Annotated in this window: 21 protein-coding genes and 1 pseudogene; 17 read left to right on the forward strand and 5 right to left on the reverse strand. The window is 39.4% G+C overall.

Annotation, left to right across the window (positions count from 1 at the left end; all coding sequences use genetic code 11):
• The first annotated feature begins 99 nt into the window (after positions 1–99).
• The 6 genes from BKO01S_RS12400 to eutH all read left to right on the forward strand — a co-directional run bounded on the left by BKO01S_RS12400 (position 100) and on the right by eutH (position 6681).
• Positions 100–1185: a GAF domain-containing sensor histidine kinase gene (locus BKO01S_RS12400; protein WP_066054188.1), complete on the forward strand. Its 1086-nt coding sequence runs from the start codon at positions 100–102 to the stop codon at positions 1183–1185.
• On the forward strand, positions 1182–1754 hold the full coding sequence (locus tag BKO01S_RS12405) for an ANTAR domain-containing response regulator (protein WP_066054190.1): 573 nt from the start codon (positions 1182–1184) through the stop codon (positions 1752–1754). Before BKO01S_RS12400 ends, BKO01S_RS12405 begins: the two co-directional genes overlap by 4 nt.
• Positions 1755–1849: 95 nt before the next feature.
• On the forward strand, positions 1850–3286 hold the full coding sequence (locus tag BKO01S_RS12410; RefSeq protein ID WP_066054191.1) for an ethanolamine ammonia-lyase reactivating factor EutA: 1437 nt from the start codon (positions 1850–1852) through the stop codon (positions 3284–3286).
• 16 nt (positions 3287–3302) lie between these two features.
• Complete coding sequence (locus BKO01S_RS12415) at positions 3303–4673, forward strand: ethanolamine ammonia-lyase subunit EutB (protein WP_066054193.1); 1371 nt, start codon at positions 3303–3305, stop codon at positions 4671–4673.
• Between the two features lie 16 nt (positions 4674–4689).
• On the forward strand, positions 4690–5391 hold the full coding sequence (eutC, locus tag BKO01S_RS12420; RefSeq protein WP_066054195.1) for an ethanolamine ammonia-lyase subunit EutC: 702 nt from the start codon (positions 4690–4692) through the stop codon (positions 5389–5391).
• A gap of 30 nt (positions 5392–5421) precedes the next feature.
• Positions 5422–6681: an ethanolamine utilization protein EutH gene (gene eutH, locus BKO01S_RS12425; RefSeq protein ID WP_066054197.1), complete on the forward strand. Its 1260-nt coding sequence runs from the start codon at positions 5422–5424 to the stop codon at positions 6679–6681.
• Between the two features lie 41 nt (positions 6682–6722).
• Here the strand turns inward: eutH and BKO01S_RS12430 are convergent, their stop codons facing one another.
• Positions 6723–7433, reverse strand: coding sequence for a peptidoglycan recognition protein family protein (locus BKO01S_RS12430; protein ID WP_084362063.1), 711 nt, complete (start codon positions 7431–7433; stop codon positions 6723–6725).
• Between the two features lie 202 nt (positions 7434–7635).
• On the opposite strand from BKO01S_RS12430, the gene BKO01S_RS12435 reads away from it, so the two are divergent.
• Together BKO01S_RS12435 and BKO01S_RS12440 are read left to right on the forward strand one after the other, a co-directional pair.
• On the forward strand, positions 7636–9099 hold the full coding sequence (locus BKO01S_RS12435; protein WP_066054199.1) for a protein adenylyltransferase SelO: 1464 nt from the start codon (positions 7636–7638) through the stop codon (positions 9097–9099).
• A 194-nt stretch (positions 9100–9293) separates the two neighbouring features.
• Positions 9294–10475, forward strand: coding sequence for a NupC/NupG family nucleoside CNT transporter (locus tag BKO01S_RS12440; RefSeq protein ID WP_066054203.1), 1182 nt, complete (start codon positions 9294–9296; stop codon positions 10473–10475).
• Between the two features lie 57 nt (positions 10476–10532).
• On the opposite strand, the gene BKO01S_RS12445 is transcribed toward BKO01S_RS12440, so the two are convergent.
• On the reverse strand, positions 10533–11357 hold the full coding sequence (locus BKO01S_RS12445) for a cobalamin-binding protein (protein ID WP_066054205.1): 825 nt from the start codon (positions 11355–11357) through the stop codon (positions 10533–10535).
• A gap of 84 nt (positions 11358–11441) precedes the next feature.
• On the opposite strand from BKO01S_RS12445, the gene BKO01S_RS24650 reads away from it, so the two are divergent.
• From BKO01S_RS24650 to BKO01S_RS12460, 4 genes are all read left to right on the forward strand, one after another.
• Complete coding sequence (locus BKO01S_RS24650; RefSeq protein ID WP_198158809.1) at positions 11442–11612, forward strand: hypothetical protein; 171 nt, start codon at positions 11442–11444, stop codon at positions 11610–11612.
• A 169-nt stretch (positions 11613–11781) separates the two neighbouring features.
• A complete protein-coding gene (locus BKO01S_RS12450; protein WP_084362064.1) occupies positions 11782–12846 on the forward strand; it encodes a PQQ-dependent sugar dehydrogenase in 1065 nt (354 codons plus the stop codon).
• 103 nt (positions 12847–12949) lie between these two features.
• Positions 12950–16129 (forward strand): DEAD/DEAH box helicase, encoded by a 3180-nt coding sequence (locus tag BKO01S_RS12455; protein WP_066054210.1) that lies wholly within the window; start codon positions 12950–12952, stop codon positions 16127–16129.
• Between the two features lie 105 nt (positions 16130–16234).
• Complete coding sequence (locus BKO01S_RS12460; RefSeq protein WP_066054212.1) at positions 16235–16843, forward strand: DedA family protein; 609 nt, start codon at positions 16235–16237, stop codon at positions 16841–16843.
• Between the two features lie 48 nt (positions 16844–16891).
• On the opposite strand, the gene BKO01S_RS12465 is transcribed toward BKO01S_RS12460, so the two are convergent.
• Entirely contained in the window at positions 16892–17956 is a 1065-nt protein-coding gene (locus tag BKO01S_RS12465) for a M14 family zinc carboxypeptidase (protein ID WP_066054214.1), read from the reverse strand.
• A 345-nt stretch (positions 17957–18301) separates the two neighbouring features.
• Between BKO01S_RS12465 and ganA the strand changes: the two genes are divergently transcribed.
• The 3 genes and pseudogenes from ganA to BKO01S_RS23940 form a co-directional block, all read left to right on the forward strand.
• Positions 18302–20371 (forward strand): beta-galactosidase GanA, encoded by a 2070-nt coding sequence (gene ganA, locus BKO01S_RS12470; RefSeq protein WP_066054216.1) that lies wholly within the window; start codon positions 18302–18304, stop codon positions 20369–20371.
• Positions 20372–20448: 77 nt separating this feature from the next.
• Complete coding sequence (locus tag BKO01S_RS12475; RefSeq protein ID WP_066054219.1) at positions 20449–21438, forward strand: LacI family DNA-binding transcriptional regulator; 990 nt, start codon at positions 20449–20451, stop codon at positions 21436–21438.
• A 603-nt stretch (positions 21439–22041) separates the two neighbouring features.
• A pseudogene (locus BKO01S_RS23940) lies at positions 22042–22215 on the forward strand (1,4-dihydroxy-2-naphthoate polyprenyltransferase); the annotation flags it as partial.
• A 522-nt stretch (positions 22216–22737) separates the two neighbouring features.
• Here the strand turns inward: BKO01S_RS23940 and BKO01S_RS25270 are convergent.
• Entirely contained in the window at positions 22738–22911 is a 174-nt protein-coding gene (locus tag BKO01S_RS25270) for a hypothetical protein (protein WP_439951043.1), read from the reverse strand.
• 73 nt (positions 22912–22984) lie between these two features.
• Positions 22985–23215, reverse strand: coding sequence for a DUF3231 family protein (locus tag BKO01S_RS25275; protein WP_066054223.1), 231 nt, complete (start codon positions 23213–23215; stop codon positions 22985–22987).
• Positions 23216–23509: 294 nt separating this feature from the next.
• Between BKO01S_RS25275 and BKO01S_RS12495 the strand changes: the two genes are divergently transcribed.
• Together BKO01S_RS12495 and galE are read left to right on the forward strand one after the other, a co-directional pair.
• Entirely contained in the window at positions 23510–24694 is a 1185-nt protein-coding gene (locus tag BKO01S_RS12495) for a galactokinase (RefSeq protein WP_066054225.1), read from the forward strand.
• Entirely contained in the window at positions 24691–25680 is a 990-nt protein-coding gene (gene galE, locus BKO01S_RS12500; protein WP_066054227.1) for a UDP-glucose 4-epimerase GalE, read from the forward strand. The genes BKO01S_RS12495 and galE overlap by 4 nt, the downstream gene beginning before the upstream one ends.
• Positions 25681–25695: the final 15 nt, after the last annotated feature.

A 25695-nucleotide genomic window follows, 5' to 3' on the forward strand; every position in this document is an offset into this window, starting at 1 on the left:
TGTTAGAATTTCTTACAGTTTTGTTGGTCGTGTAAGGAAAGGGTGTTATTGTTGTTTCTATAGAAAAGGACAATAAAAAGAGAGAGGATTTATTCTGACATGGTAATGAGTCTCGCCTTAGAACAGGTAACAAATCTAACCTATGAACAACAAGAGTTAATAAAAAACATGTCTACTAATCTCCAAGTAATAGCGGATATTTCTCAAGCAGATGTATTCATCGATTGTTTATTGCCTGGGGGAAAGACAGCCATTGTGGTGGCTGAAGCCAATCCAAACACTGCACCTTCGTTATATCAAGAAAGTGTGCTAGGTCAGGTGGCATTAGAGGAAGCAGAGCCAGGAGTGTTATTCTGCTTGAAAAATGGGAAACCAGTCATTGGTTCAAGGGGAATCTCTCAGGAAAACATCGTCATGCAACAGGATATCGTTCCCATTACTGATTGTGATGGAAAACCGATAGCTGTATTAATAAAAGAACGGGACATTTCAGAAACCATACGAAATGAACGCAAAGTAAAGTCCTTAATGGAAACAACCAATAGTCAAGAAAGGCAAAAATTAGTGCAGTCTCTTGTCATTCAAGAAATTCACCACAGAGTAAAAAATAACTTGCAGGTTATCTCGAGTTTACTCCGTCTACAAATGAGAAGATCTTCATCAAAAGAGGTTAGGGAAGTGTTTGAGGATAGTCTCTCACGAATTTCAAGTATGGCGCTTGTTCATAATTATTTAGCGAAGGATGGATTAGAAGAGGTAGATGTGAAATTTGTAATGGGGCAAATTGGTACTCTACTCGTCTCTTCTTCTGTTATTCCAGGACAGAATATTCAAGTTTTTGTTCATGGGGAGTCGTTATTTTTACCATCAGATAAGGCTACCTCTCTTGCACTTGTTGTTAATGAATTGATTCAAAATGGAATTAAGCATGCTTTCCATTCTCGAGAAAGTGGGAGAATAGAAATTACAATTAATAGTAGAAAGCAGATGGTCTATCTTATCGTATCTGATAATGGCTCAGGAATGACAGTACAGCCAAATGATTTACAGTCATCATCCTTAGGATTGCAGCTGGTAAGAATGTTAGTCGAAGAAGAGTTAGACGGAGTTCTATCTTTCTTCCCTTCCACTCGAGGGACAAAAGTATCGATTATGTTTCCGATTAGAGATAAGGTGATGGAATGAACCAATCAAAAATACTTGTAGTGGATGATGAGCCCATTACAAGAATTGATATTAAAGAGACTCTTCAAGGTAAAGGGTACATGGTCGTTGGAGAAGCGAGAAATGGGGAAGAAGCTGTTGAAAAGGCGTACGCTTTGGATCCAGACCTTATTGTAATGGATGTGAAAATGCCAAAAATGGATGGAATCAAGGCATCCTCTATTATTAAGGGATTCTCATGCTGCTCCATTCTTCTTCTTACCGCTTTTAGTCATGATGAGGTGATTGAACAGGCGAAAGAGGTTGGCATCAATGCCTATATTGTCAAACCGGTAACAGAAAAAGATCTTATCCCTGCTGTTGAAATCGCTCTGTTTCAACGAAAGCAAAATCTACTTTTACATAAGAAGATTGGGAGATTAGAGCAACAAATGAAGGACCGTAAATTTATTGAGAAGGCAAAAGGGATTCTCATGGCACAACTAGAATGTACCGAGGAGCAGGCTTATCGCCATATGCAAAAAGAAAGTATGGAGAAACATATTCCATTAGCGAAGTTAGCTAAGGACGTGCTAGAGAAAAGTAAATAATCATCCAAAGCAACGGCGCTTTGAATTAATTCTACGATCTCTTTTAGAGATGGGAATTAATTTAAGGTGCTTTTTATTTTAAGGGGGTGGAGAAGTTGGGAAACTGGATCACAAGTATCGGTCTTGATATAGGAACAAGTACCACAAAATTCATTGTCAGTCATCTATCCATTGCGGAACAGGGGAGCCCTTTTCATTTACCGACGTCTCAAATAATTGACCGTACCGTTGTGTATGCAAGTTCCATCTACACAACACCCTTAACATCCAACCATGACATCGATATGGAAAGTTTGTTAACCATTCTTTCAACGGAGTATGAACAATCTGGCATTCATATGAAGGATGTGAAAGCAGGAGCTGTCATTATTACAGGTGAAACGGCGAGAAAAGAAAATGCGGAAAAAATTATTAACTATTTAGCTGATCGAGCGGGAGATTTTGTCGTTGCCACAGCAGGAGCAGACCTAGAAGGAATTTTAGCTGGGAAAGGTTCTGGTGCAAAGGTGCGTTCAGAAGAAATCGAAGGAATTGTTGCCAATGTAGATATTGGGGGAGGAACGGCCAATGTTGCTCTGTTTGAAGCGGGTCGGGCCATTCAAACCTTCACGTTTCATGTAGGGGGGAGATTAATCCGAATAAATGACCAAGAGGAAGTCGTGTACATTTCAGAATATGTAAGGCCCTGGCTTGAAGCGAACTGCCTTTCCCATCAGACAGGTAAGGGCATTACATTTCATGAGCTGAAAGAACTCTGTACACGTATGAATCAAAGCATGATTTCCTTTCTCTCTGGTAAGCCAAAGTATCATGCAGATTTGTTACTCGTTGAACCAATAGATAAACCCCTTCCACTCATTAAAGAAATCATTTTTTCCGGTGGGGTGGGGCACATGATGGCTGGGAAAGAACCCAGTCAAATAAATGAGGTTACAACGTTTGGTGATATTGGCCCTTTGCTTGCTTCTACCTTATTGAAGGTAAGTAAGTTGTCAGGATTCCATCTGATTAATGCGAAGGAAACAACCCGAGCAACCGTAATTGGAGCAGGAATGCAAAATACGGAGATAAGTGGGGCGACCGTCTTTGTTCAAGAGGACCTGTTACCGATAAAAAATCTCCCAATCGTACGAATCATGGTAGATACGCTAGAATTTAATGCCGTAGCTTTTACTAACCAGCTAGATGAAGTAATCAAACAAGCGAGAAGGCTTTATGAAGTGGAGGATCCACCATTTGCTCTCGGTTTGTTAGGAATGGATTACTGCTCGTACCAAACAATGAAGTCTATGACAAGTACAATCTGTCAACTCTTTCACCAACATTTTCCGAACGCTACTTGTCTGGTAGTTATTTGTGAAAGTGATATTGGAAAGGCGCTCGGTCAATCTTTAAAGAAAACCAGTCATGAAGGGATGCAAATTATCTGTATCGATCAGGTGGATTTTCTACATGGAGATTATATTGACTTAGGCTTTCGTACAGCGGGGGAAGCGATCTCTCTATCGGTGAAAACTCTAGCTTTTGGATAATGAGGAGGAAGGAAGCATGTATAGAAAAACAAGATTATATGGGCTCACCTATGAGTTTCATAGCTTAAAAGAAATCATGGCAAAAGCTAATGAAAGCCGTTCTGGGGATGATCTAGCCGGGATTAGTGCCGAAAATATGAAGGAAAGAATGGCAGCTAAGCTCGTCCTAGCTGATATTCTCCTTTCCGACATTCGGAATACTCCTTTAGTAGATCCTGATACAGATGATGTCTCACAGCTCATTGAAAACAATGTGAATGAAGAGGTATATCAGGTTGTAAAGAATTGGACCGTAGCGGATTTACGAGAATATATCTTGAGTGATGATCAGATGGGCAAGGATTTGCTCACATTGGGCAGCGGGTTAACTAGTGAGATGATCGCTGCAGTAGCAAAGATTATGTCTAACTTGGACTTAATTCAAGCCGCTTCAAAAATAAAGATTATTACCCATTGTCAAACAAAAATTGGCCAACAAGGCGTACTAGCTTCAAGAGCTCAGCCGAATCATCCGTCCGACCACCTAAAGGGGATGACGGCATCCTTATATGAGGCATTAAGCTTTGGAATTGGTGATGCGGTGATCGGAATTAATCCAGTGATAGATACAACGGAAAATATCTCAGCTTTATTACATGAAACAAAGAAGGTGATTGATCACTTTCAAATTCCTACTCAGAACTGTGTTTTATCCCATGTCACAAGTCAAATGCGTGCCATTGAAAAAGGAGCACCGGCCGATTTGATTTTTCAAAGTCTTGCTGGTACTCAAGCAGGAAATGAATCCTTTGGAATCTCCCTTTCCATGCTTGATGAGGCTACAGCAATGATTAACGAAAAAGGAACAGCAACCGGTCCAAATCGCTGGTATTTTGAAACCGGTCAAGGCTCTGAACTTTCTTCTGATGCTCATTTTGATATAGATCAAGTGACTTTAGAAGCCAGATGCTATGGTCTCGCAAGAAAGTTCAGTCCTTTTATTGTGAATACGGTCGTCGGCTTTATTGGCCCAGAGTATCTATATGACAGCAAGCAGGTGATACGGGCTGGTCTAGAGGATCACTTTATGGGAAAAATGCACGGTCTTCCAATGGGAGTAGACGTTTGTTATACGAACCATATGAACGCAGACCAAAATGATATGGATACGTTGAGTACCTTATTAGGGACGGCTGGGGTGAATTTTGTTATAGGTGTTCCGATGGCGGATGATTGTATGCTCAATTATCAGTCCTTAAGCTATCACGATATCGCGACATTACGAAGCGTTTTACGCTTAGACCCAGCACCGGAGTTTAAGTGTTGGTTAGAGAATATTGGATTAATGGAAAATGGAAAGCTAACCCAGCTAGCGGGAGATCCGACATTTTTCTTACAAAACGTATAAAAGTGAGGTGACAGAAATGGAAAATCATCAGTTGGAAGGGTTAAGGAAATTTACTCCCGCTAGAATTGGAGTTGGCCGGACGGGTACAAGACCGTTAACAAAGGACTTCTTATCGTTTCGGATTGATCATGCAGCTGCAGTTGATGCCGTGTATGGGGAGGTTTCTTCAGAGCTATTACAAGAATTTAACCTTTTTGCCGTAGAAACATGCTATGGAACAAAAGAAGAGTATTTAAAAAGACCGGATAAAGGAAGAGTTTTATCAGTAGAAGGTGAACAGCTCATTAGTGAACGTTGTGTACGAAACCCTCAAGTGCAAATTGTTATCTCGGACGGTTTAAGTGCTAGTGCAATCAATGAGAATTTACTGGATGTGTATCCCGCTCTGTTGGATTCTCTCTCTTTATATCAAATTGAGGTCGGGACCCCATTCTTTGTAAAAGGGGGAAGGGTAGCTTGTATGGATGCGATAGGGGAAATTCTTAATCCGGAAGCCTTTATCTTATTAATCGGAGAAAGACCAGGGCTTGTATGTGCTCATTCCCTTAGTGCCTATATGTGTTATCGCCCGCGAAAAGGAATGAAGGAATCGGAAAGAATGGTGATATCCAATATTCATCGACGTGGAACACCACCAATTGAAGCGGCCGCTCATATCGGAACCTTGGTTAATAAGATGCTCGAGCAAAAAGCGAGTGGAGTAAGCCTAGTTGTGTAAATTGATATTCTATTAAAGGGGGAAAAAAGAATGGTCATGGTTGGAGAAATCGTCATTTATATTATTATGGCATGTGCCATTTTAGGAGCGTTTGCAGCGATTAAAAACAGTGAGCAAGGATTAGGGCAACAATTTATGGAAGGCTTACATGCTGTTGGACATATTTTTGTTCCAGCAGCGGGAATCATGGCCTCTATTCCTTATCTATCTTGGTTTATTAACAAGGTATGTGGCCCATTCTTTGCAACAATAGGAGCCGACCCAGCAATAGCCGCCACCGCGATTCTTGCTACTGACATGGGAGGATATCAATTAGCACAAGAGCTAGCGACCTCCTATGAAGGCTGGATCATGGCAATGATTGTTGGATTTATGGCAGGAGCAACCATCGTATTCTCAATTCCCATGGGTTTAGCTATGCTAGATAAACGTGACCATAAATATATGGCTTTAGGTGTGATGTCAGGTATTTTAACGATTCCGATTGGTGCATTTATTTCAAGTGTATTAGTGGTGATAACGAATTCGAAAATTAGAGACGCCATCTCAACAACCACCGATTCTACCTATGAATTTACGATCAGCTATTTAGAAATATTTGCTAATTTATCTCCTCTGATTATTTTTGTTGTTGTTTTAGCAGCTGGATTATACTTTTTACCAGACGTAATGATTAAAGGATTTATGTGGTTCGGAAGGATCATGGATGCAGGAATTAAACTGGTGTTAGTGTTCTCGATTGTGGAGATATTCACAGGTCTTTTCTCAAAGGTATTCGGCTCATGGGGCTTCCATCCAATCATGGCTGATGCAGATGACCAGTTTCGAGCACTTGAGACTGCAGGTTATATTGGAATTATGCTAGCTGGGGCATTCCCAATGGTCTATCTATTACAAAAATATGCAGGGAACCAGTTGGAAGCGATGGGAAGAAAAATAGGATTAAGTAAAGAAGGAAGTGCAGGACTGGTTGCGACAATTGCTAATATTTTAGCGATGTTCAAACTCGTTCGTACGATGTCACCAAAAGACAAAGTAATCAATATTTCGTTTGCCGTATGCGCAGCATTTCTGTTAGGGGATCATCTCTCTTTTACTGCGAATTTCCAACCGACATTAATACTTCCCATTATTATTGGGAAGCTAAGTGCTGGTGTAATCAGTATTGGATTAGCGTATTGGTTGTCAGTGCCGAAAGCTTTAGAACTAGAAAAGAAGGATCGGGAAGCTGGAATTATTGGGAAACATGAGTATAGAGAGGTAGAATTAAAGAAACAAGCAGTTTCATGAGATAGGAAAGTAGGTTGGTAAAGAATTCACCAACCTATTTTTTATTTTATTCGAAGCTCCTCCATCTTTTGAGACACAAGTGGATAAAAATACGTTCTAGCAGCGGTGGTCGTATTGCCACCAAAAAAATTCGTTCCTGGACAAGATTTCACCTCATAGCTTTTCGCCTGATCAAGTACCCTTTGCCCCGTTTTGTAATTCCACCAATGATGATAGGTGATGGTGTCCACAGATGGTGTGAGGTCGAATTTCAAGCAAAGCAGGGCTGTAATATACACAATTGTTTCCTTTTGTTCGGCGGTCATCACATCTTGCCCTTTATCAAAATTACCTACATTTTCAATGGCGATACCAACGGAATTTGCCTTTGCTCCAATCGAGCCATCAGGAGCCATATCAAAGGGTCTGGACACGGCTATTCTTCCATCAGGGAATGTGGTTATATTCTGCGCAATGGTTTTCCAATGCATGTTGGTCTTATGGTAATTCTCCATTCCCTGAAGCAAAAGGAAGTGATTGGAGCCATTGAATCGTTTATAAGCTGGAGCCCATGTATGATGCTGTTGAATTAGATTAATTTTTCGATGGAAAGTATTTTTTTGTAACCAATCCTTGAATTGCTCCTTAGTCATAAGAATGTGCTGACCTTGCTTTTGAGGTGTAGTACTTGCCTCTTGAACACTCGCGATTGCAAAGTTTGAGGGAGTGGTCATAAACAAACAAATAAGCAAACCAAATAGAACTCTTCTCATCTGTTTTCCTTTCTGCTTCTATATTGTTTTTTACGTTTATAGTTTGTTAAGGTTCAGGTCAAATATTCTTATTGCTTTTCCCTGAATAAACGGGAAAGGTATAATAAAAGCAAAGAAGTTGGACATTAAAAAAGGGTTATTTGCTGTGTGAACAAAACGGACGCAATACAATTTATAAAAGCTGAAAGAAGTGAAAGATACGATGACAAAAACAAATGAATTTGGTTGGAACTTCGATAACAGCTATACCAACCTTCCAGAGACCTTTTATTCGAATACAAATCCTACCCCTGTAAGATCACCTGAAATGGTTAAGTTCAATGAATCATTGGCAAAGTCACTTGGATTAAATGTAGATGCTCTGCAATCTGAAGAGGCCGTAAAAACTTTTTCTGGAAATGAAATTCCAGCAGGTGCCTCGCCTATTGCCCAAGCATATGCGGGGCATCAATTTGGACATTTCAACATGCTTGGGGATGGCCGAGCTATTCTAATCGGTGAACATATAACACCTAATGGTGAACGTTTGGATATCCAACTTAAGGGACCTGGGAGAACACCATATTCTCGTGGGGGAGATGGTCGCGCAGCACTTGGTCCGATGCTTCGGGAATATATCATTAGTGAGGCGATGTATGCACTTGGGATCCCTACGACACGTAGCTTAGCCGTCGTATCAACAGGTCAGCCGGTCATCCGGGAAACCAACCTGCCTGGTGCTATTTTGACTCGTGTAGCTGCCAGTCATATCCGTGTTGGTACATTCCAATATGCCGCGAAATGGGGAACTGTTGAAGACTCTCGAGCACTAGCTGATTATGCGATTACCCGTCATTACCCAGATATTGCGGATCATGAGGATAAATATCTTTCCTTTTTAAAAGCGGTTATCAACCAGCAAGCGAAATTGATTTCCCAGTGGCAGCTTGTAGGATTTATTCATGGTGTTATGAATACAGACAATATGACGATTAGTGGGGAAACAATCGACTACGGTCCATGCGCATTTATGGACATTTATGATCCGGAAACAGTTTTTAGCTCAATAGATGTCCAAGGTCGTTATGCGTATGGAAACCAGCCAGGAATAGGCGGTTGGAACTTATCAAGGTTTGCTGAATCGTTGTTGGATTTACTTCACGACAACGATGAAGAGGCAGTTAAAATTGCTCAAGATGCAATTTCTGAGTATCCTGCATTAGCGAAGGGATATTGGCTAGAAGGTATGAGAGGAAAATTAGGGATATTTAATGCAGAAGAGCAGGATGAAAATCTGGTTCATGATTTGCTGAGCGTCATGAAGCAATATAAAGCGGATTATACAAATACCTTTAGAGCGTTAACCCGTGAAGCACATGAGGAGTCCGTCCTTCAAGGAACGACGGAATTTAACGACTGGTATAAGCGGTGGCAGGAGAGACTGGCTAGGCAGGAGCAATCAAAGGAAGCCGTACTCGAATTAATGCGTAAAAACAACCCTTCTGTGATACCAAGGAACCATCGGGTAGAAGAAGCACTTGAGGCTGCTCAGCAAGAAGACTATTCTGTAATGGATAATTTACTCGAGGCTTTAGCGAATCCTTACAATTATACTTCCGTACAGGAAGAATATTGCAAACTTCCAGATTCATCTGGTCTTCCTTATCGAACATACTGTGGAACCTGATAAGAAACAATGCTATCAGGGTTGCATTATTAATAATGCTTCCTGGGTAGCATTGTTTTACTTTTGGGAAAATTATAAATAAATGAATGGTACTAGAAAAGCAAAACGTAATTCGTTAAAATGGAAAAGTTATTGTTTAAAAGAAGGCATAATAGTAGAAAGTAACTTTGTAATGCATCTAAGGAGAGAACAGTATGAGTATCATTATTGGCATTTTAGGCATCATCCTCACACTTGGGTTGGCCTACCTTTTATCAAATGATAAGAAGGGGGTTAACTTTAGAGCAATCGTAATTATGTTTGCACTTCAAATTACGATCACAATTGTGATGTTTAAGACGGTTGTTGGCTTAAAAATTGTTGAAGTCGTTTCAAACTTCGTTACACAAGTATTAACTTATGGGTATGAAGGGATAAATTTTGTCACAGGCGGATTAGTTCCTAAAGACACATCTGTATTTTTTATCAATGTTTTGATGTTGATTATTTTCACATCCACTCTATTATCTATTCTAACGCATATTAAGATTTTACCTTTAGCAATCAAATACATAGGTGGAGCTATTTCAAAAATTACCGGCCTATCTAAGGTAGTGACGTTTAATTCTGTAAACTCTATTTTCTTTGGTCAAAGTGAATCCTTGCTAGCAATAAAAGCACATTTAGATAAAATGAACAATAATAAGTTGTTCATCGTATCAACAAGTGCCATGGCGAGTGTGAGTGCAAGTATTATGGGTGCTTATATGAGTATGATTCCAGCACAATATGTCCTAGTGGCCATGATTTTAAATGCTTTTTCGGCTCTGATTATTGCTACGATTGTAGCTCCTATCCAATCAGGAGAAGATGAAGAGATCAACTTAAAAGAAGTTTCCCAATCAAAATCGATTTTTGAAGCAATCAGTGTGGGCGCGATTGACGGAGGAAGAGTTGCGTTAATTGTGGCAGCGATGTTGGTTGCCTATGTGGGCCTAATGGCTTTAATTAATGCAGCTTTATCAGGATTAATCGGCATTTCCTTAACTGAGATTCTAGGATATGTATTTGCGCCAGTTGCTTTCATGATGGGGATTCCAGCAAGTGAAATCTTAACGGCAGGTTCCATTATGGGAATTAAACTTGCCACAAATGAGTTCGTTGCTATGCTTGAATTCCAAACATTGATTCCTGAACTAGGGGATCGTACGGTCGGAATCATATCAACCTTCCTAGTCTCATTTGCTAACTTTAGTTCAATTGGAATCATTTCTGGTTCCATTCAAGCGATAAATGGTGAAAAAGCTGGTGTTGTGGCTAGCTTTGGACTAAAAATGTTACTGGCGGCTACTTTAGCTTCTGTATTAACAGCAACTACGGTAGGATTATTCCTTTAACAAAATGATTGAGCTAATTAGAAGACCATTGTCCGTTTTGGGACAATGGCCTTTTTGTTATTTGTTACTATCCATCAATGGATCACTTTTCTCATTGAAAGTAGGATAAATCTCTGGATGAAGAAGAGAAGCAATTTTTGCTAAACCTAAGAGTAACCTAGGAGAAGGTCTACAAAACAATGGTTCATCCAATATGTATAATTGATGGTTTTTGATTGCCTCCATTTGATCCCATTCAGGTCTTTTAAGGATTACCTTAGGGTTCACTTTCTCTTTTTGTACTCCGACCCAAACTACGGAAATGACATCAGGATTTTTTCTTCGAACTTCGTCCCAATCCGTTTGCACACTCGCTTCTTTGCGGTCTGAAAAAATATTTTCTCCCCCAGCTAGCTCACTGATTTCCGTTAACCAGTTGCTTGCTCCCGGGGTGAATACTGGTTTCGCCCACCACTCCCAGTAAATATTTTTCGGAACTCCAACCTTCTGGCTCAGCGTTTTGTAGTCTCTGATGATAGAGGTAAACTTATCGTATACTAAGGTTGCTTTTTCTATAGAGTTTGTTGCTTTTCCTACAAACAATAAGGAATCAGCCACCTCTTGTAGGGTTGTTGGATTAGGCACGACTACATATGGAATGTTGCGTTTCTCTAATTCTTCAATATTGCGTTCCATCCCAGGGACAGTGAGAGAGGCCAACACCAGATCAGGCTGTAATTCTTCGACCTTATCCATATTTATATTGAGATCGGGCCCTAATCTAGGTAATTCTTTCATATCCTCTGGCCAATCAGAATAATTATCAACTCCAACTAGCGAGGAAGTTAATCCTAAATAAGCGACAATTTCGGTATTACTTGGACAAATAGAAATGAGTTTCAATGGAATACGCTCCTTACTCTAGGAATCTACTGTAATTACACTTATTATTATAATAAAAGAATCCGATTGAAGGAGGAGAAACACGTGAAGAATTTCCATTGCTGTGCGACGTGTGTGAATTATGAAATAAAAAAAGTGCACGGGAAAGTGACTTACCGATGCTCCCGATTAGGATTTGATACAAACCCAACCTATCAATTCAACTGCTGGGATCCGAAAGAGGCAGTGAAGAAGCTGATGGAGAAGAATAAATAAAGAGATTTGATTTGATTTGATTTGATAGTAGGATTTTCTTTGGGATCGATTTAGAGTCCGAATGGGCCGGTGATTTGGACAGGATGGTCATGTAAATAAGAAAAATTATTTTTATTATTGTAAACAAATGGCTAAACTTCTATTTAGAGTAAAAATTGAGGTGGTAGCAGTGAAAAAGTTCCTGATTATTATAATGACAATCGTCTTTGTTTCGGGGTGTTCAGGAGATAATGAACGCTTAAATGAAAATGAGGCTAGTGAAGCAGTTGCCAGACAAGCTGAGGTATTGGTGACTGATTTAGATATCCCTTGGAATATTACGAAGAATAATAATACCTTTTATCTAAGCCAGCGGGCAGGCAATATCATTAAAGTGAACGGAGAAAATGGTTCGAAAACGATTCAAGAGGTGGATGTTACAAAGGATGTCTCACATGTTGGGGAAGGAGGACTTTTAGGTTTTATCCTTTCTCCAGACTTTGAAAGCACTCAGAAAGCTTTTGCTTACCATACCTACCAACAAAATGGTGAAGTATTCAATCGGATCGTCGTTCTCCAGCTTATTCAGGATAGATGGAAAGAAACCTCCATTCTCCTTGAAGGAATTCCAGGTGGAAGAATTCATAACGGTGGAAGAATAAAAATTGGTCCGGACGATATGTTGTATGCAACAGCAGGCGATGCTGGAAACCCTGATCATGCACAAAACATAAGTAGCTTAGCAGGGAAAATCTTGCGTATGGAATTAGACGGTTCGATACCAGAGGATAATCCAATCACTAACTCCTACGTTTATTCATATGGACATAGAAATCCTCAAGGGTTGGCTTGGGATAATCGTGGGAAATTATATAGTTCGGAGCATGGTCAGTCGGCGCATGATGAGATTAATCAAATTGACGTGGGGAAGAACTATGGGTGGCCCGTGATTGAAGGAGACGAAAAAGCTTCAAATATGGTTTCTCCATTATTTCAAACAGGAGAAGAAACATGGGCTCCATCCGGAATTGAAATTCATAATGGGAATATATACGTAGCGACCTTACGTGGGGAGAGTATTCGAGTCGTAAATCTATCTGGTACGGAAGTGGATACAGTATTTGAAGGTGCCGGTAGACTGCGGGATATTTTTATTGAGGATCAATCCCTATATTCCATAACCAATAACCGTGATGGTAGAGGGAATCCGAGAGAAGGTGACGATCGGTTATTTAGGCTGCCTATTACAAAGTAGTAAAAATGCCCAAAGGGTTTTTTGGGCATTTTTTGGTGTCTTCTACTCTTTTGATGGTAGAATAATGAGATATATCATGCTCCTCTAGAAAGGAGAGACATACGTGAAAATACGATTAAATCAAAAAATCATTAAAGATATGTGTGGTAATGTCTCCTTTAAACGAGGAGATTCTTTTTATCGTGCGGATAGAGTAACATTTCAGAAATATCAACTTAATGACTGTGAAGCAACAGTTACGGGTGCGGAGGACTTCCATGTCAAAGTAGAGGTAGACTCTCACGGAGATTTTCAATCATCATGCAGCTGCCCTTCCTTACCATCTTTTAAAAATGAATGCCAGCATATTGCAGCCGTATTACTAGCTATCTATGATTACCAAAAAAAAGGAGCAGTCCCTTTTATACCAAGTAAACGTCCTAATCCCAATCAGGAGTTAACAGAGGGGTTATTAACGCTGTTCACCAATCAGCCAAAGCGGTCGAGTGGGCATCAGCTCCATTTTGAAAACCGTCAAGTAATCGATGCTGCCTTCACCTGCAAAACCATTACCATTCAGGAAAGAGAGATACTGGGAGTAGAAATGAGTATCGATTCCATTCCCGTCCAAGATATTCGAAATTTTCTTGAACACATAAAACACGGGGGCCCAATCACTCTATCGGATTCATTTACTTACGATCCAAGTGTTCATTGTTTTCAAAGAGAGACTGACGCGGTTATTCACCAGCTTGTTCAAGTGACGAATGACGAAAAGGTACAGGGAGGGGCTCTCAATAAACAAATGCTCCAGATCACACCGACCTCATGGGAAAGAGTACTCCCTTTTCTTGTAAAAGCGCCATTAGTAAGCTTACAGGTGGATGAATTCACATATAACGGATTGCGGCTTTCTAAGAATACTCTGCCATTAAAGTTTGATTTATCAGACCAAGGGGGCGAAGGTTGTCAACTTACGGTACAAGGCTTGGACCAAATCACCGTGATGAAATCCTATGGACTGGTATTAGCAAACGGTGAAATGTACCAGCTTCCATATGAAGAGATTGACCGACTAGTTGAAATGAAGCAGATGTTAGCAAATTCGATGTCGGGGGCTATACCCATTCCAAAGGAACAGTTTGATTTTTTCTTAGATAAAGTGGTTCCTGGTTTAAAAAAGCTTGGGAACGTCCAAATATCTCCTTCCATTTCTAATCAACTCTTCCAAACGCCACTGGTGGCAAAATTGTACCTAGATCGGGTAAGTAACCGTCTTCTTGCTGGTCTCGAATTCCACTATGAAAATATCGTCATCAACCCATTGGAAAGTCAACCACACCAAGCAAGATTTATTCCTTCAAGGGATGTGGGGAAAGAACGGGCGATTCTAAAGCTAATGGAGGAAAGCTCATTTGCGACAACTGACAGTGGCTACGTTCTTCATAATGAGGAATTAGAGTACGAGTTTCTATATCATGTGGTTCCGAAGCTTCAGCAGCTTGTACAGGTATATGCGACGACAGCGGTAAGAAACCGCTTGTTCAAGGAAAATGCTCACCCGAAAATTCGAATTAAAATGAAAAAGGAAAGAACCAATTGGCTTGAATTTAAGTTTGAAATGGAAGGTATGGCAGAAAAAGAGATTCGTGCCGTGCTAGCCGCTTTAGAGGAAAAGCGAAAATATTACCGTTTGAAAAATGGATCATTGCTCTCGTTAGAAACAAGGGAGTTTGAAGAAATCGACCGATTCCTTAATACCCTTCCTGTCCAATCCGAAGATTGGGAAAACGAATTGAACATCCCAGTTGTGAGGGGGCTACAGCTCCTAGGCGATGATAGTAAAGTATTTATGTTTGAAGAATCCTTTCGTCAATTTTTAGAAACCATTCAACATCCAAGTAAGATGGATTTTGAGGTGCCAAAACAGGTAGAGCCGATTTTACATGAGTATCAGAAGCAGGGTTATCAATGGATGAAAACTCTCACCCATTTTGGATTTGGAGGGATTCTTGCAGATGATATGGGACTTGGGAAAACCTTGCAGAGCATTTCCTTCTTATTATCTGAGCTTTCTACCATACGTGAGAAGAAGCTTCCTGCTCTTGTTGTATGCCCATCGTCTTTAACCTACAACTGGTTAAGTGAGTTGATGAAGTTTGCTCCAGAGGTACAGGCCGTTGTGATTGATGGAACGAAAACGGAACGGGTGAAACTTCAGAAGGACCTTATCGGTTTGGACGTTGTGATCACCTCGTATCCATTGTTATTAAAAGATTTGACTTGGTATCAGAAACAGTCGTTTCATACTGTCTTTTTTGATGAAGCACAAGCATTTAAAAATCCAGTTTCACAAACAGCGAAAGCCGTAAAAAGGATACAAGCAGATTATCGTTTCGCATTGACAGGAACTCCGGTGGAGAATTCCTTAGAGGAGCTGTGGTCCATTTTTCACGTTGTATTTCCTGAATTGTTTCTTGGATTCAAGGAGTACAGTAATTTGACAAGAAAACAAATCTCTCGTAGGATCCGTCCGTTTTTACTTCGAAGAATGAAGGAAGAGGTACTCTCTGACATTCCGGAAAAATTGGAGTTAATGGAGACCGTAGAGCTTCTCCCTGATCAAAAAAATCTATATGCAGCATACCTGGCAAAACTAAAAGAAGATACGTTAAAGCATCTAGACAAGGATACGATTGGAAAAAACCGTATTAAAATCCTAGCTGGATTAACGCGACTAAGACAGATATGCTGTCATCCTGCATTATTTGTGGATGGATATAGAGGAAGCTCGTCAAAATTTGAACAGCTCATGAAGATTGTTGATGAAGCAAAGTTTTCTGGACGACGGGTGTTAATTTTTTCTCAGTTTACGAAAATGCTCAATATAATTGGCAGGGAGCTAGCAAATCAAGGCGTGCCATTCTTCTATCTGGATGGGCAGACTCCATCAGAGGAACGCCTGGAAAGATGCAATCGATTTAATGATGGAGAACGGGATATTTTTCTCATTTCATTAAAAGCGGGGGGGACAGGACTGAATTTAACAGGGGCAGATACGGTCATTCTATATGACCTCTGGTGGAATCCTGCCGTGGAGGAGCAAGCAGCAGACCGTGCACACCGAATGGGACAGACGAATGAAGTACAAGTAATCAAGCTTATCGCACGCGGAACGATTGAAGAAAAAATAAATGAGCTGCAGGAGAAAAAAAGACATCTTGTTTCAGAGATTATTGATTCGAAGAGGGATTCAAAGGCTTCTTTATCTGAAGAAGATATTCGTGAGATCTTAATGATATAACAATCTACTTCTCAAGTCTTAGATGAAGTTACACCTCAAGCTTCTATAAAGGTATCAAGAACCACTCTAAACTTATATTATATTGAAGGTAGATGGAGTGGGTGTATGACAGAAATACTGTTAGCTCTAATTGACGAGTGGGGGATAGGGGGAATATATCTTTCTTTATTTATTGAGGGAAGTGCGTTTCCTTTTATCGGAACGTTTTTTATTGTAACAGTGGGATTCATTAGGGATATGAGCTGGGTAGAAATGATTTTGGTTTCAATAATAGGAAGTTTCTTATATGCCCTAGGCAGTTACATTCCTTATGCAATTGGATATAGATTAGGCCATTCTATTGAGAACAGGTTGAGCCTAAGACATAGAGAAAAGCTGGCAAAGGTTAAGCGCAATTTGAATAAGCATGGTATATGGAGTATTGCTATTTTAAGTCCGCTTCATTTAGGAAACGTGATTCCGTTTATAGCAGGAATGTCCAATATGAAACTTTTCCCTTATACGATACTTACCATGCTAGGAATTGCACCTTCTACGTTTCTATTTTTGAGTATTGGCCATTTTTATGAAGGTGATATCGATGCGATTCTCAAGATCATAACGGAGTACCAAACGATTCTACTTGTTGGATTTGTGGTCGTTACTTTCATGTACATAGGGTGGAAAGTAGTGAAACGTCGTGGTCAAAAAGATAAGGTGGAAATGATGCAATAGAGAAAGGGAGAGCCTAAGATAGGAAAGGCTCTCCCTTTATTTGTTTTTTTATTCGTCCGCTTCTTCGCCTGTTCTGTTACTCTGAACGGGAAGTGTATCCCAGAAACTAGTGTCGGCAGTCTCGATAGATCCATCTGCAATGGCTCGTACCGTTGCATCTAGGGTAGTGATTGTTTGTTTAATTAAGTAACCATTGCTCTTTTGTCCAAGTGCATAAGATTCAATATAGTGATCGGACATACCCCGCATTTCAAATAAAAGGGTGGAGATGTCATAACGAACGGCTGCACCATTTCGTCCGATATTTTCTCCGCTGCCACCTGCGTATTTACCAATATGGCCCCAACCTGTATCCTCAAGTGCTCCGTAGACAACTGATCCTAATTTTTTAGAGCGTTCAACCACCTCAGGCTTCACATTCGGATTTGTCGGATAAAGAATCGATCCAGAAACAAGCTCACCTTCTGTTTCACTAAGGGTACCTTGATGATGCAAATCAATCATATAATCGATATCGTATTTCTGTAAAACATTCTCATGCAAGAATCTAGCCTCTGGTTGCATCTCCGCTGTTGCCTTGGCATGCTCACGGTTTAGGTCAACGTTGTTAGCGTTATAACGAGTAAGGTGGCGGTCACCATCGGCAAGATAGTTATCAAGAGAGAAATTGACATCCCCCATGGCTCCATCTGCATTAAGCATCGGAATGATAAGTACATTGACGTTATCCAATACACCCTTTGTTTTCTCCGTGCCTAAATGTTTAATAAAGCTAAGGGCACCCTCTGTAGTAAGCTGCTCGTTTCCATGCTGTTGTGTTAAAAATAAAATCGTTGGATTATCAGGATTGGAGATGTATTTCGCCATGAAAATATCTCGGCCTTTCACTGTTTGTCCAATCACCTCTAGTTCCATCGCTTCTTGCTTCGCATCCTGTGTCTTTAAATAATCTACTAAACTCTCATATGTATGCAGGATGGACGTTTGGATCGACCCGTTACCAGCACTTGGGCCATTTCCTACAGCAAAAACGGGTGTTGAGACGGCGGTAATTGCACCAAAAGCCATTAAACTTGATAAGGATACGGATAAAGTTTTTTTCTTTACGTTCATATCTTACCTCCAAAAAGTAGATTATTCTAACAATTCAAATTCTATCCAAATATAGACAGGTTGTTAATAAAGTAAAATGCCTATTATTTAGACAAATTTCGAGTTACGAAATACATACCAATGATGGATTTAAAAACTATGAAAACTAAGCTTTGGCACTTGAAGTAGGAAGAAAGATGTAGGGAAAAGAATGAAAAGTTTAATGGGGGAAGAAAGTATTTTTACTAATGGAGTGTTTTTATTATTTTTTTACTGGTTTTAGTAAAAAAATGTACGTTTTTTACCTAGAGTGGTATATTTATACTTATAAAACGCTTTCATCATAAAGGTAAAAGGAGATGTACAATGAAAATTCCCAATAAAACCTATACAACAAAAGCGAAATTCATGCTGCATGGAGGAGATTATAACCCTGATCAATGGCTGGATCATCCAGAAATTTTGGCGGATGATATCAATTTAATGAAGCTATCCCATACGAATACATTTTCAGTAGGAATCTTTGCGTGGAGTGCGTTAGAGCCAGAGGAAGGCAAGTACCACTTTGAATGGTTAGATGATATTTTTGACAATATTCATAGGATCGGTGGAAGAGTCATTTTAGCCACACCAAGTGGAGCACGCCCTGCATGGATGTCGCAAAAATATCCTGAGGTTCTTCGTGTAAATTCATCTAGAGCAAAACAATTACATGGGGGAAGGCATAATCATTGTTTTACATCTCCTGTTTATCGCGAAAAGACACAGGAAATGAATCGCAGATTAGCGGAAAGATACGGTAGTCACCCAGCTTTATTGATGTGGCATATCTCAAATGAGTATGGGGGAGAGTGTCACTGCGAACGGTGTCAAACGGCATTTAGACATTGGATTAAAAACAAATATAATCATGATCTAAAATCATTAAACGATGCATGGTGGGGACCGTTCTGGAGTCACACCTATAGTGAGTGGTCTCAGGTTGAATCACCCTCTCCAATTGGGGAAAATATGGTTCATGGCTTAAACCTAGATTGGAGACGTTTTGTTACAGATCAAACGATTTCTTTCTATGAAAATGAGATTGTTCCATTAAGAGAGCTTACCCCAGAGGTACCGATCACAACGAATTTTATGGCGGATACATTCGATTTAATTCCGTTTCAAGCGCTTGATTATAGTAAGTTTGCAAAGCACGTGGATGTTGTTAGCTGGGATGCGTATCCCGCTTGGCATAATGACTGGGAAAGTACAGCAGAATTAGCCATGAAGGTCGGTTTTATAAATGATCTCTATCGCTGTTTAAAACAACAACCGTTCTTGCTAATGGAATCCACTCCAAGCTTGGTGAACTGGCATCGTGTGAATAAAGCAAAGCGACCAGGTATGCACCTTCTTTCTTCCATGCAGATGATAGCTCATGGTTCTGATAGTGTGATGTACTTCCAGTGGAGAAAATCCCGTGGGTCATCAGAAAAATTCCATGGTGCTGTGGTGGACCATGATAACAGTACGAACAACCGTGTATTCCAAGACGTGGCTCAAGTAGGGAAAACGTTAGAAAAGTTATCTGATATCGTAGGCACGAATCGCCCAGCCGATGTCGCTATTCTTTACGATTGGGAAAGCAACTGGGCTATAAATGATGCACAAGGATTTGGGTTAGATACGAAACGATATCCTCAAACCTTGCAACAGCACTATAAGGCGTTTTGGGAAAAAGATATTCCAGTAGATGTGATCACAAAGGAACAAGACTTTCTATCTTATAAACTATTAATTGTTCCAATGCTTTATATGATGAGTGAAGAAACGATTTCACGCTTAAAGTCTTTTGTAGCAGCTGGCGGAATACTAGTTATGACCTATATTAGTGGTCTTGTAAATGAATATGATCTAACGTACTTAGGTGGATGGCATAAAGACCTCCAGGACATCTTTGGCTTAAATCCAGCTGAAACAGATACGTTTTATCCAAAAGATCGAAATTATGTGGAGTATAACAATCGTACGTATGAATTGAAGGATTATGCTACGATCATTGAAATAAACTCTGCAAATGTAAAGGCTGTATACACCGATGACTTTTATGCAAATACACCTGCCGTAACTAGCCACAAATATGAAAAAGGAAAAGCTTACTATATTGGTGGTCGATTAGAAGATCAATTCCAAAGGGATTTTTATGAAGAAATCATGAAAGAGTTAGCTCTAGTATCTGTGTCTGGAGTAAAACATGGTGAGGGGGTATCGGTACAAGTAAGAAATGCTCCAGAAAGTGACTTTATTTTTGTTATGAACTTCACTGAAGAAAATCAAGTGGTTACCTTTGAAATACCGGTAACTGATAAGTTTACCGGTGAAGAATGGTTTGGGGAAGTAATGTTAGAGAAATATGAGGTAAGGATCGTTGAGAAAGAAAGAAGTCCGAATTAAGTTGAACATTATACTTTCCTTTTATATAGGGATATGAAATGATAAATATAAGAGATTAGCGAGATAGAGGTGATGAAATGGCCACAATCAAAGATATTGCAGAAAAGGCCGGTGTATCCATTGCTACTGTTTCCCGTGTATTGAATTATGATTCTTCGCTTTCAGTTACAGATGAAACAAGAAAAAAGATATTTGAAGTCGCAGAAATGCTTGAATATAAACGTAAGGTGGTAAGAAAATCAAGCCCTTCAAAGTTTGCGATTGTTCATTGGTATACAGAGAAAGAGGAACTCGAAGATTTATATTATATGTCAATACGATTTGGAATAGAAACAAGATGTCAACAGCTGGATGCACAAATCGTAAAGTATTTTTACAATGATATAGAAGAGTTAAAGCAGGAAAATATTCAAGGAATTATCGCAATAGGAAAGTTTAGTGAAAGCCAAGTGCAAGCTCTAGCGGAGATTACCGAACACATCGTATTAGTTGATCACAGTTTAATGGATGATTCGTATGATTCGGTAATTACCGACTTTGATAGGGCCACGAAAAAGATCGTCGATTACCTTTTAGATAAAGGACATACTTCCATCGGGTATATTGGTGGTCGGGAATACTACAGAGATCAATCAGGTGAAATCACAGACCTTCGGGAGAAGACCTTTTATAGCTATATGACTGAGAAGGGATTAGTCAACGAACGCTTTATTTACACAGGATCCTTTACAGTGGATGACGGATATCGGTTAATGAAACAAGCGATCCTTGAGCACCAAGAAGCGTTACCAACTGCTTTCTTTGCCGGAAATGACCTTCTTGCTATCGGAGCCCTCCGAGCATTACATGAAGAAAATATCGTGGTTCCAGACAGAGTGAATATTATTGGTTTGAATGACATTAGTGTCTCTAAATATATCTACCCTTCACTATCAACATTGAAAGTTCATACCGAAATGATGGGAGAAGTAGCAGTAGACTTAGTCATGGAACGAGTGATGGGACGTAAAGTGTCCAAAAAGGTACAACTGGGGACTGAGCTTGTTATTCGAGATAGTAGTTATTAAAGATGATCAATTTCGTAATATATGGGAACAATGGCATACGAATAAGTATGCCATTGTTTCTTTGAAAAATACTATCTCAAAATGTCAGTATCTAAATATGTGTAAGTGAACCGTACCCGTTAATGACATTTTCGTTAATTCTTAAGCGCCGAATTATGAATTGGATCTTGATCTAAGAATGGGATGTCGAGAGCTTCTTTTGTTAAAGGCCACTGTTTTAATACATAATCTTCCCTTAATAGGATGTAAAAATGATAATAAATGAACTAGAAGAAATTAGATTGAAACAACATACCCGGTGTTGAGTTACCACTGAATTTAATGTCAATGTATGAGTGTATGGGTAAAGAGGGAAAATTTGAAACTATAAGTATATAAATATGCAGAGTGGGTATAATAAGGGTAATACATTACTAGAGATGAGGGATAATTAATGACTGAACAGGAGAAAAAATTGCTTTATAAAACTTCTATTATACTAAATAAAGATACTAGCCAAATGCGGTTAAATGACATTATCGAGGAACTAGTAAATATAATTGAACAAAATGATAAGAGCAAAATAGTAAGTGTAGTAAATTGACTTTGTGTTGGTCTAAGGTACCCTGGGTACTTGTTATGTTCTTAGGGTTAAATAGGCCAATTACTGCTGTTCGTGGGTTCCAAAAAGGAACGATGGAACATCGATATATGCGAGTTGCTATGAATTCAACTGCAATGACAAATACCATTTTTGGTTTCTTGCTATTAGCTGGATTATTAATTAGTTACCTGTTTAAAATAGGGAGCCATTTAAGCAATACACTTTTTGTGAAAATTGTGAGAAGTTACACAAAAACAATAGGAGGCATTTATCCTAGAAGGATAGATGCCTGTTTTTTGTGAATTTCCTTATTGTAGAAAAGGAAGGTTGGTTCAATATCTCAAAAAAGTGCCTATGATAATTAAGGTTTTTTGGTTTCTAAAACTTAAGGAGGGCTTATTATAATTCAGCTAGCTGGCCTATATTATAAGAGGAGAAACAAGGGGTAAATGCTCCAGTTAATTATCAATGAAAGGTTGCTATAGCACCGATTTTATAGAATTACATAGTTTGTGCAACAAAACTTCTCTAATTGTGGTACTAAATATGGTCATCTGTAGTGCAAAAAAAGGATCTATAGAGCCCATATAATCTTGCTCATCAATCCTTTTTCGTTTTATTTATAAAAATTAAATGTTGTTAATTGTATCTAGGGAAATATGACATTTAATAAAGCAGTGAAGAGGATTGGTTATTTATCTTGTGCCAATTCTTTTCTATTGGGAGCAAGTGGTGGTTGTTCTAACCATTCGTTTTTCAACATAATATTGAACCATTTTATTGGTAATTGCTAATGCCTTTAGAATGGCTTTTTCATAAACGGCACCTAGGTCCGTTCGCATGGCTGTTGCTAGACCTGTTCCGTAATATACTTGTGCAGTCTGAGCCAAGAAACCCATTATGTAGATAATTTAAGCAGAATGTGTCAGAAAACAATCTCTCTGCACTTGTATTAAGGTCGGACTAATTAAATCCTATGGGGACTGGAAATCCCTCTTTCTCAATGAAGGTAACAATCTGCTTCTTTTGCTTTTCCCATATCTCAAGGGCAATTTCAAAAACCTCTTTTATTGCTTCGTCTTCTACAATAGAAAACATATACCTATTAACTATCTCGGTCATTGTTCCGTTTACATACTCACCCCATAGTGTTCCTATTTCGGAAGCTGTAAGTTTTATATTATCTTTTTCCATTTGTTCTCACCTCTTACGTATTTTTTACAATAATAAAAATAGATATGCATTTCTTTGGACATACCTTTCCAAATAGTGTGAGCCCTTAAATGGTTTCCTATAAATTATTGAAGGGATCTTTTTATTTTTGATGAAAAATGTCTTTTGTTTGCAAATAAAATTTTTACTAAAATATTGAATAAAATTTACTTAAAGAATAAAATAGTAGTGTAGACGTTTTCACTTATGTGGAAGTTATATCATCATTAAAAGTATTCATTAGATTTTACCAGTCGAAAGCGGAAGGTGATAACGATGGAAAAGCAGGAACTAATTAAGAAGTTTCAAGAGATTTTTAAAGCACAAGAGCATGTTCGACTCTTTTTTTCACCAGGGCGAATTAACCTCATAGGAGAACACACGGATTACAATGGCGGGAATGTGTTTCCAGCTGCCATCACATTTGGAACGTACGGAGTAGTAAGGAAGAGGGAAGACCGTTTGGTGCGAATGTATTCAGAGAACATTCCAGACAAAGGAATCATTGAATTCTCACTAAATTCCCTAGAATATGATGCTGCTCATAATTGGGCAAACTATCCAAAAGGAATGATTCGCTACGTTCAGGAGAGTTTCGGGATGATTCCAAACGGATTTGACCTTTTCATCAATGGGGATATTCCAAATGGTGCAGGTCTTTCGTCTTCTGCCTCTCTAGAAATGTTAGTGGGTGTCATACTTGACGAGGTATATGATTTGAAAATCGACCGAGTAGAGCTTGTAAAGCTAGGACAGAAGGTAGAAAACAAGTTTATTGGTGTGAACAGCGGAATCATGGATCAGTTTGCAATTGGCATGGGGAAAGAAAACTGTGGGATTTTATTAGATTGTCATACTCTTACCTACGAATATGCGCCTCTTAATCTAGAAAACCACAAAATTATTATTATGAATACGAATAAGCGTCGCGAGTTAGCCGACTCGAAGTACAATGAGCGCCGAGCACAATGTGAAGAAGCCCTTAGCAGACTACAAGCTAAATTGGATATCGAGGGATTAGGTAGCTTAACGGAAGAACAATTTGAGGCCAATCGTGAGTTGATTGGAGATGAACTTTTAGAAAAACGAGCAAAGCATGCCGTGTATGAAAATGGCCGTACGATTAAGGCCTTGAAAGCTCTAAAAGAAGGAAACCTTGCTTACTTTGGAGAACTGATGAATGCTTCTCATACTTCTCTAAAAGATGATTACGAAGTAACAGGTATTGAACTGGATACACTTGTAAGTGCAGCTTGGAGCCAAAAGGGGACAGTAGGTGCTCGAATGACGGGTGCAGGATTTGGAGGCTGTGCCATTGCTCTAGTAGAAAAGAATGGCGTTGATTTATTTATTAAAGAAGTCGGTGAAAGCTATAAAGAGAAAATTGGATATGAAGCTACCTTTTATGTAGCTAGTATTGGGGACGGAACGAAAGAACTTAAGGGAGAATTGATACGATGAGCGTATTAGTGTTAGGTGGGGCAGGATATATTGGTTCACATGCTGTATATCAGCTAATCGATCAAGGGTATAAGGTAGTCGTTATCGATAACCTCCAAACAGGGCATGAACAGGCGATCCATCCTCAAGCCACTTTTTATAAAGGGGATATAAGAGAAAAAGAGTTTTTAACCTCCGTTTTTCAAAAGGAAAAAATTGAAGGTGTCCTCCATTTTGCAGCGAATTCATTAGTTGGTGAATCAATGGAAAAGCCACTTATGTATTTTGATAATAATGTGTATGGGACGCAAGTGTTACTTGAAGTAATGAATGAGTTCGATGTAAAGAATATTGTCTTCTCATCAACTGCAGCAACGTATGGTGATCAAAAAACCATGCCGATTACAGAGGATACTCCCACCTCTCCGACCAATGCCTATGGAGAGACGAAGCTAACCATGGAAAAAATGCTGAAATGGTGCAGCGGTGCTTACGGTATGAAGTATGTTGCGCTTCGCTACTTTAATGTAGCAGGGGCAAGACCTACTGGAGAAGTAGGAGAGGATCATACACCTGAAACTCATTTGATTCCGTTAGTGTTGCAAGTGGCTCTTGGACAAAGAGAGTTCATCTCTGTGTTCGGCGATGACTACGATACACCAGATGGAACTTGTATCCGTGATTATGTGCATGTAGAAGATTTAATTGCTGCACATATTCTTGCTTTAAAGTATTTAGAAGATGGTGGAGAAAGCAATGTGTTCAATCTTGGAAGTAACCAAGGATTCTCCGTGTTGGAAATTATTGAGACAGCTAGGGAAATTACGGGGCATGCTATCCCTGAGAAAATGGTGGCAAGGCGTGCTGGAGATCCAGCGAAGTTAATTGCTTCCTCTCAAAAAGCAAAACAGGTGCTCGGTTGGAATCCTAAGCTAACGAATATTGAGCAAATTATTGGGGACGCATGGAGCTGGCATCAGTCACATCCAAATGGGTACGAAAAGTAATGGAAGGAGAAACAC

Origin of the sequence: Robertmurraya korlensis NBRC 107688 (genome assembly GCF_001591645.1) — a bacterium.
Taxonomy (GTDB): Bacteria; Bacillota; Bacilli; order Bacillales; family Cytobacillaceae; genus Robertmurraya_A.

What these genes read in the sequence shown, in the direction of transcription:
- ganA (WP_066054216.1), top strand. Translation starts at nt 18,302, where the DNA reads ATGAAAATTCCCAATAAAACCTATACAACAAAAGCGAAATTCATGCTG.
- BKO01S_RS12430 (WP_084362063.1), bottom strand. Translation starts at nt 7,433, where the DNA reads ATGAGAAGAGTTCTATTTGGTTTGCTTATTTGTTTGTTTATGACCACT.
- BKO01S_RS12415 (WP_066054193.1), top strand. Translation starts at nt 3,303, where the DNA reads ATGTATAGAAAAACAAGATTATATGGGCTCACCTATGAGTTTCATAGC.
- BKO01S_RS12400 (WP_066054188.1), top strand. Translation starts at nt 100, where the DNA reads ATGGTAATGAGTCTCGCCTTAGAACAGGTAACAAATCTAACCTATGAA.
- eutH (WP_066054197.1), top strand. Translation starts at nt 5,422, where the DNA reads ATGGTCATGGTTGGAGAAATCGTCATTTATATTATTATGGCATGTGCC.
- BKO01S_RS12440 (WP_066054203.1), top strand. Translation starts at nt 9,294, where the DNA reads ATGAGTATCATTATTGGCATTTTAGGCATCATCCTCACACTTGGGTTG.
- BKO01S_RS12435 (WP_066054199.1), top strand. Translation starts at nt 7,636, where the DNA reads ATGACAAAAACAAATGAATTTGGTTGGAACTTCGATAACAGCTATACC.
- eutC (WP_066054195.1), top strand. Translation starts at nt 4,690, where the DNA reads ATGGAAAATCATCAGTTGGAAGGGTTAAGGAAATTTACTCCCGCTAGA.
- BKO01S_RS25275 (WP_066054223.1), bottom strand. Translation starts at nt 23,215, where the DNA reads ATGGAAAAAGATAATATAAAACTTACAGCTTCCGAAATAGGAACACTA.
- BKO01S_RS12475 (WP_066054219.1), top strand. Translation starts at nt 20,449, where the DNA reads ATGGCCACAATCAAAGATATTGCAGAAAAGGCCGGTGTATCCATTGCT.
- BKO01S_RS12405 (WP_066054190.1), top strand. Translation starts at nt 1,182, where the DNA reads ATGAACCAATCAAAAATACTTGTAGTGGATGATGAGCCCATTACAAGA.
- BKO01S_RS12465 (WP_066054214.1), bottom strand. Translation starts at nt 17,956, where the DNA reads ATGAACGTAAAGAAAAAAACTTTATCCGTATCCTTATCAAGTTTAATG.
- galE (WP_066054227.1), top strand. Translation starts at nt 24,691, where the DNA reads ATGAGCGTATTAGTGTTAGGTGGGGCAGGATATATTGGTTCACATGCT.
- BKO01S_RS12460 (WP_066054212.1), top strand. Translation starts at nt 16,235, where the DNA reads ATGACAGAAATACTGTTAGCTCTAATTGACGAGTGGGGGATAGGGGGA.
- BKO01S_RS12495 (WP_066054225.1), top strand. Translation starts at nt 23,510, where the DNA reads ATGGAAAAGCAGGAACTAATTAAGAAGTTTCAAGAGATTTTTAAAGCA.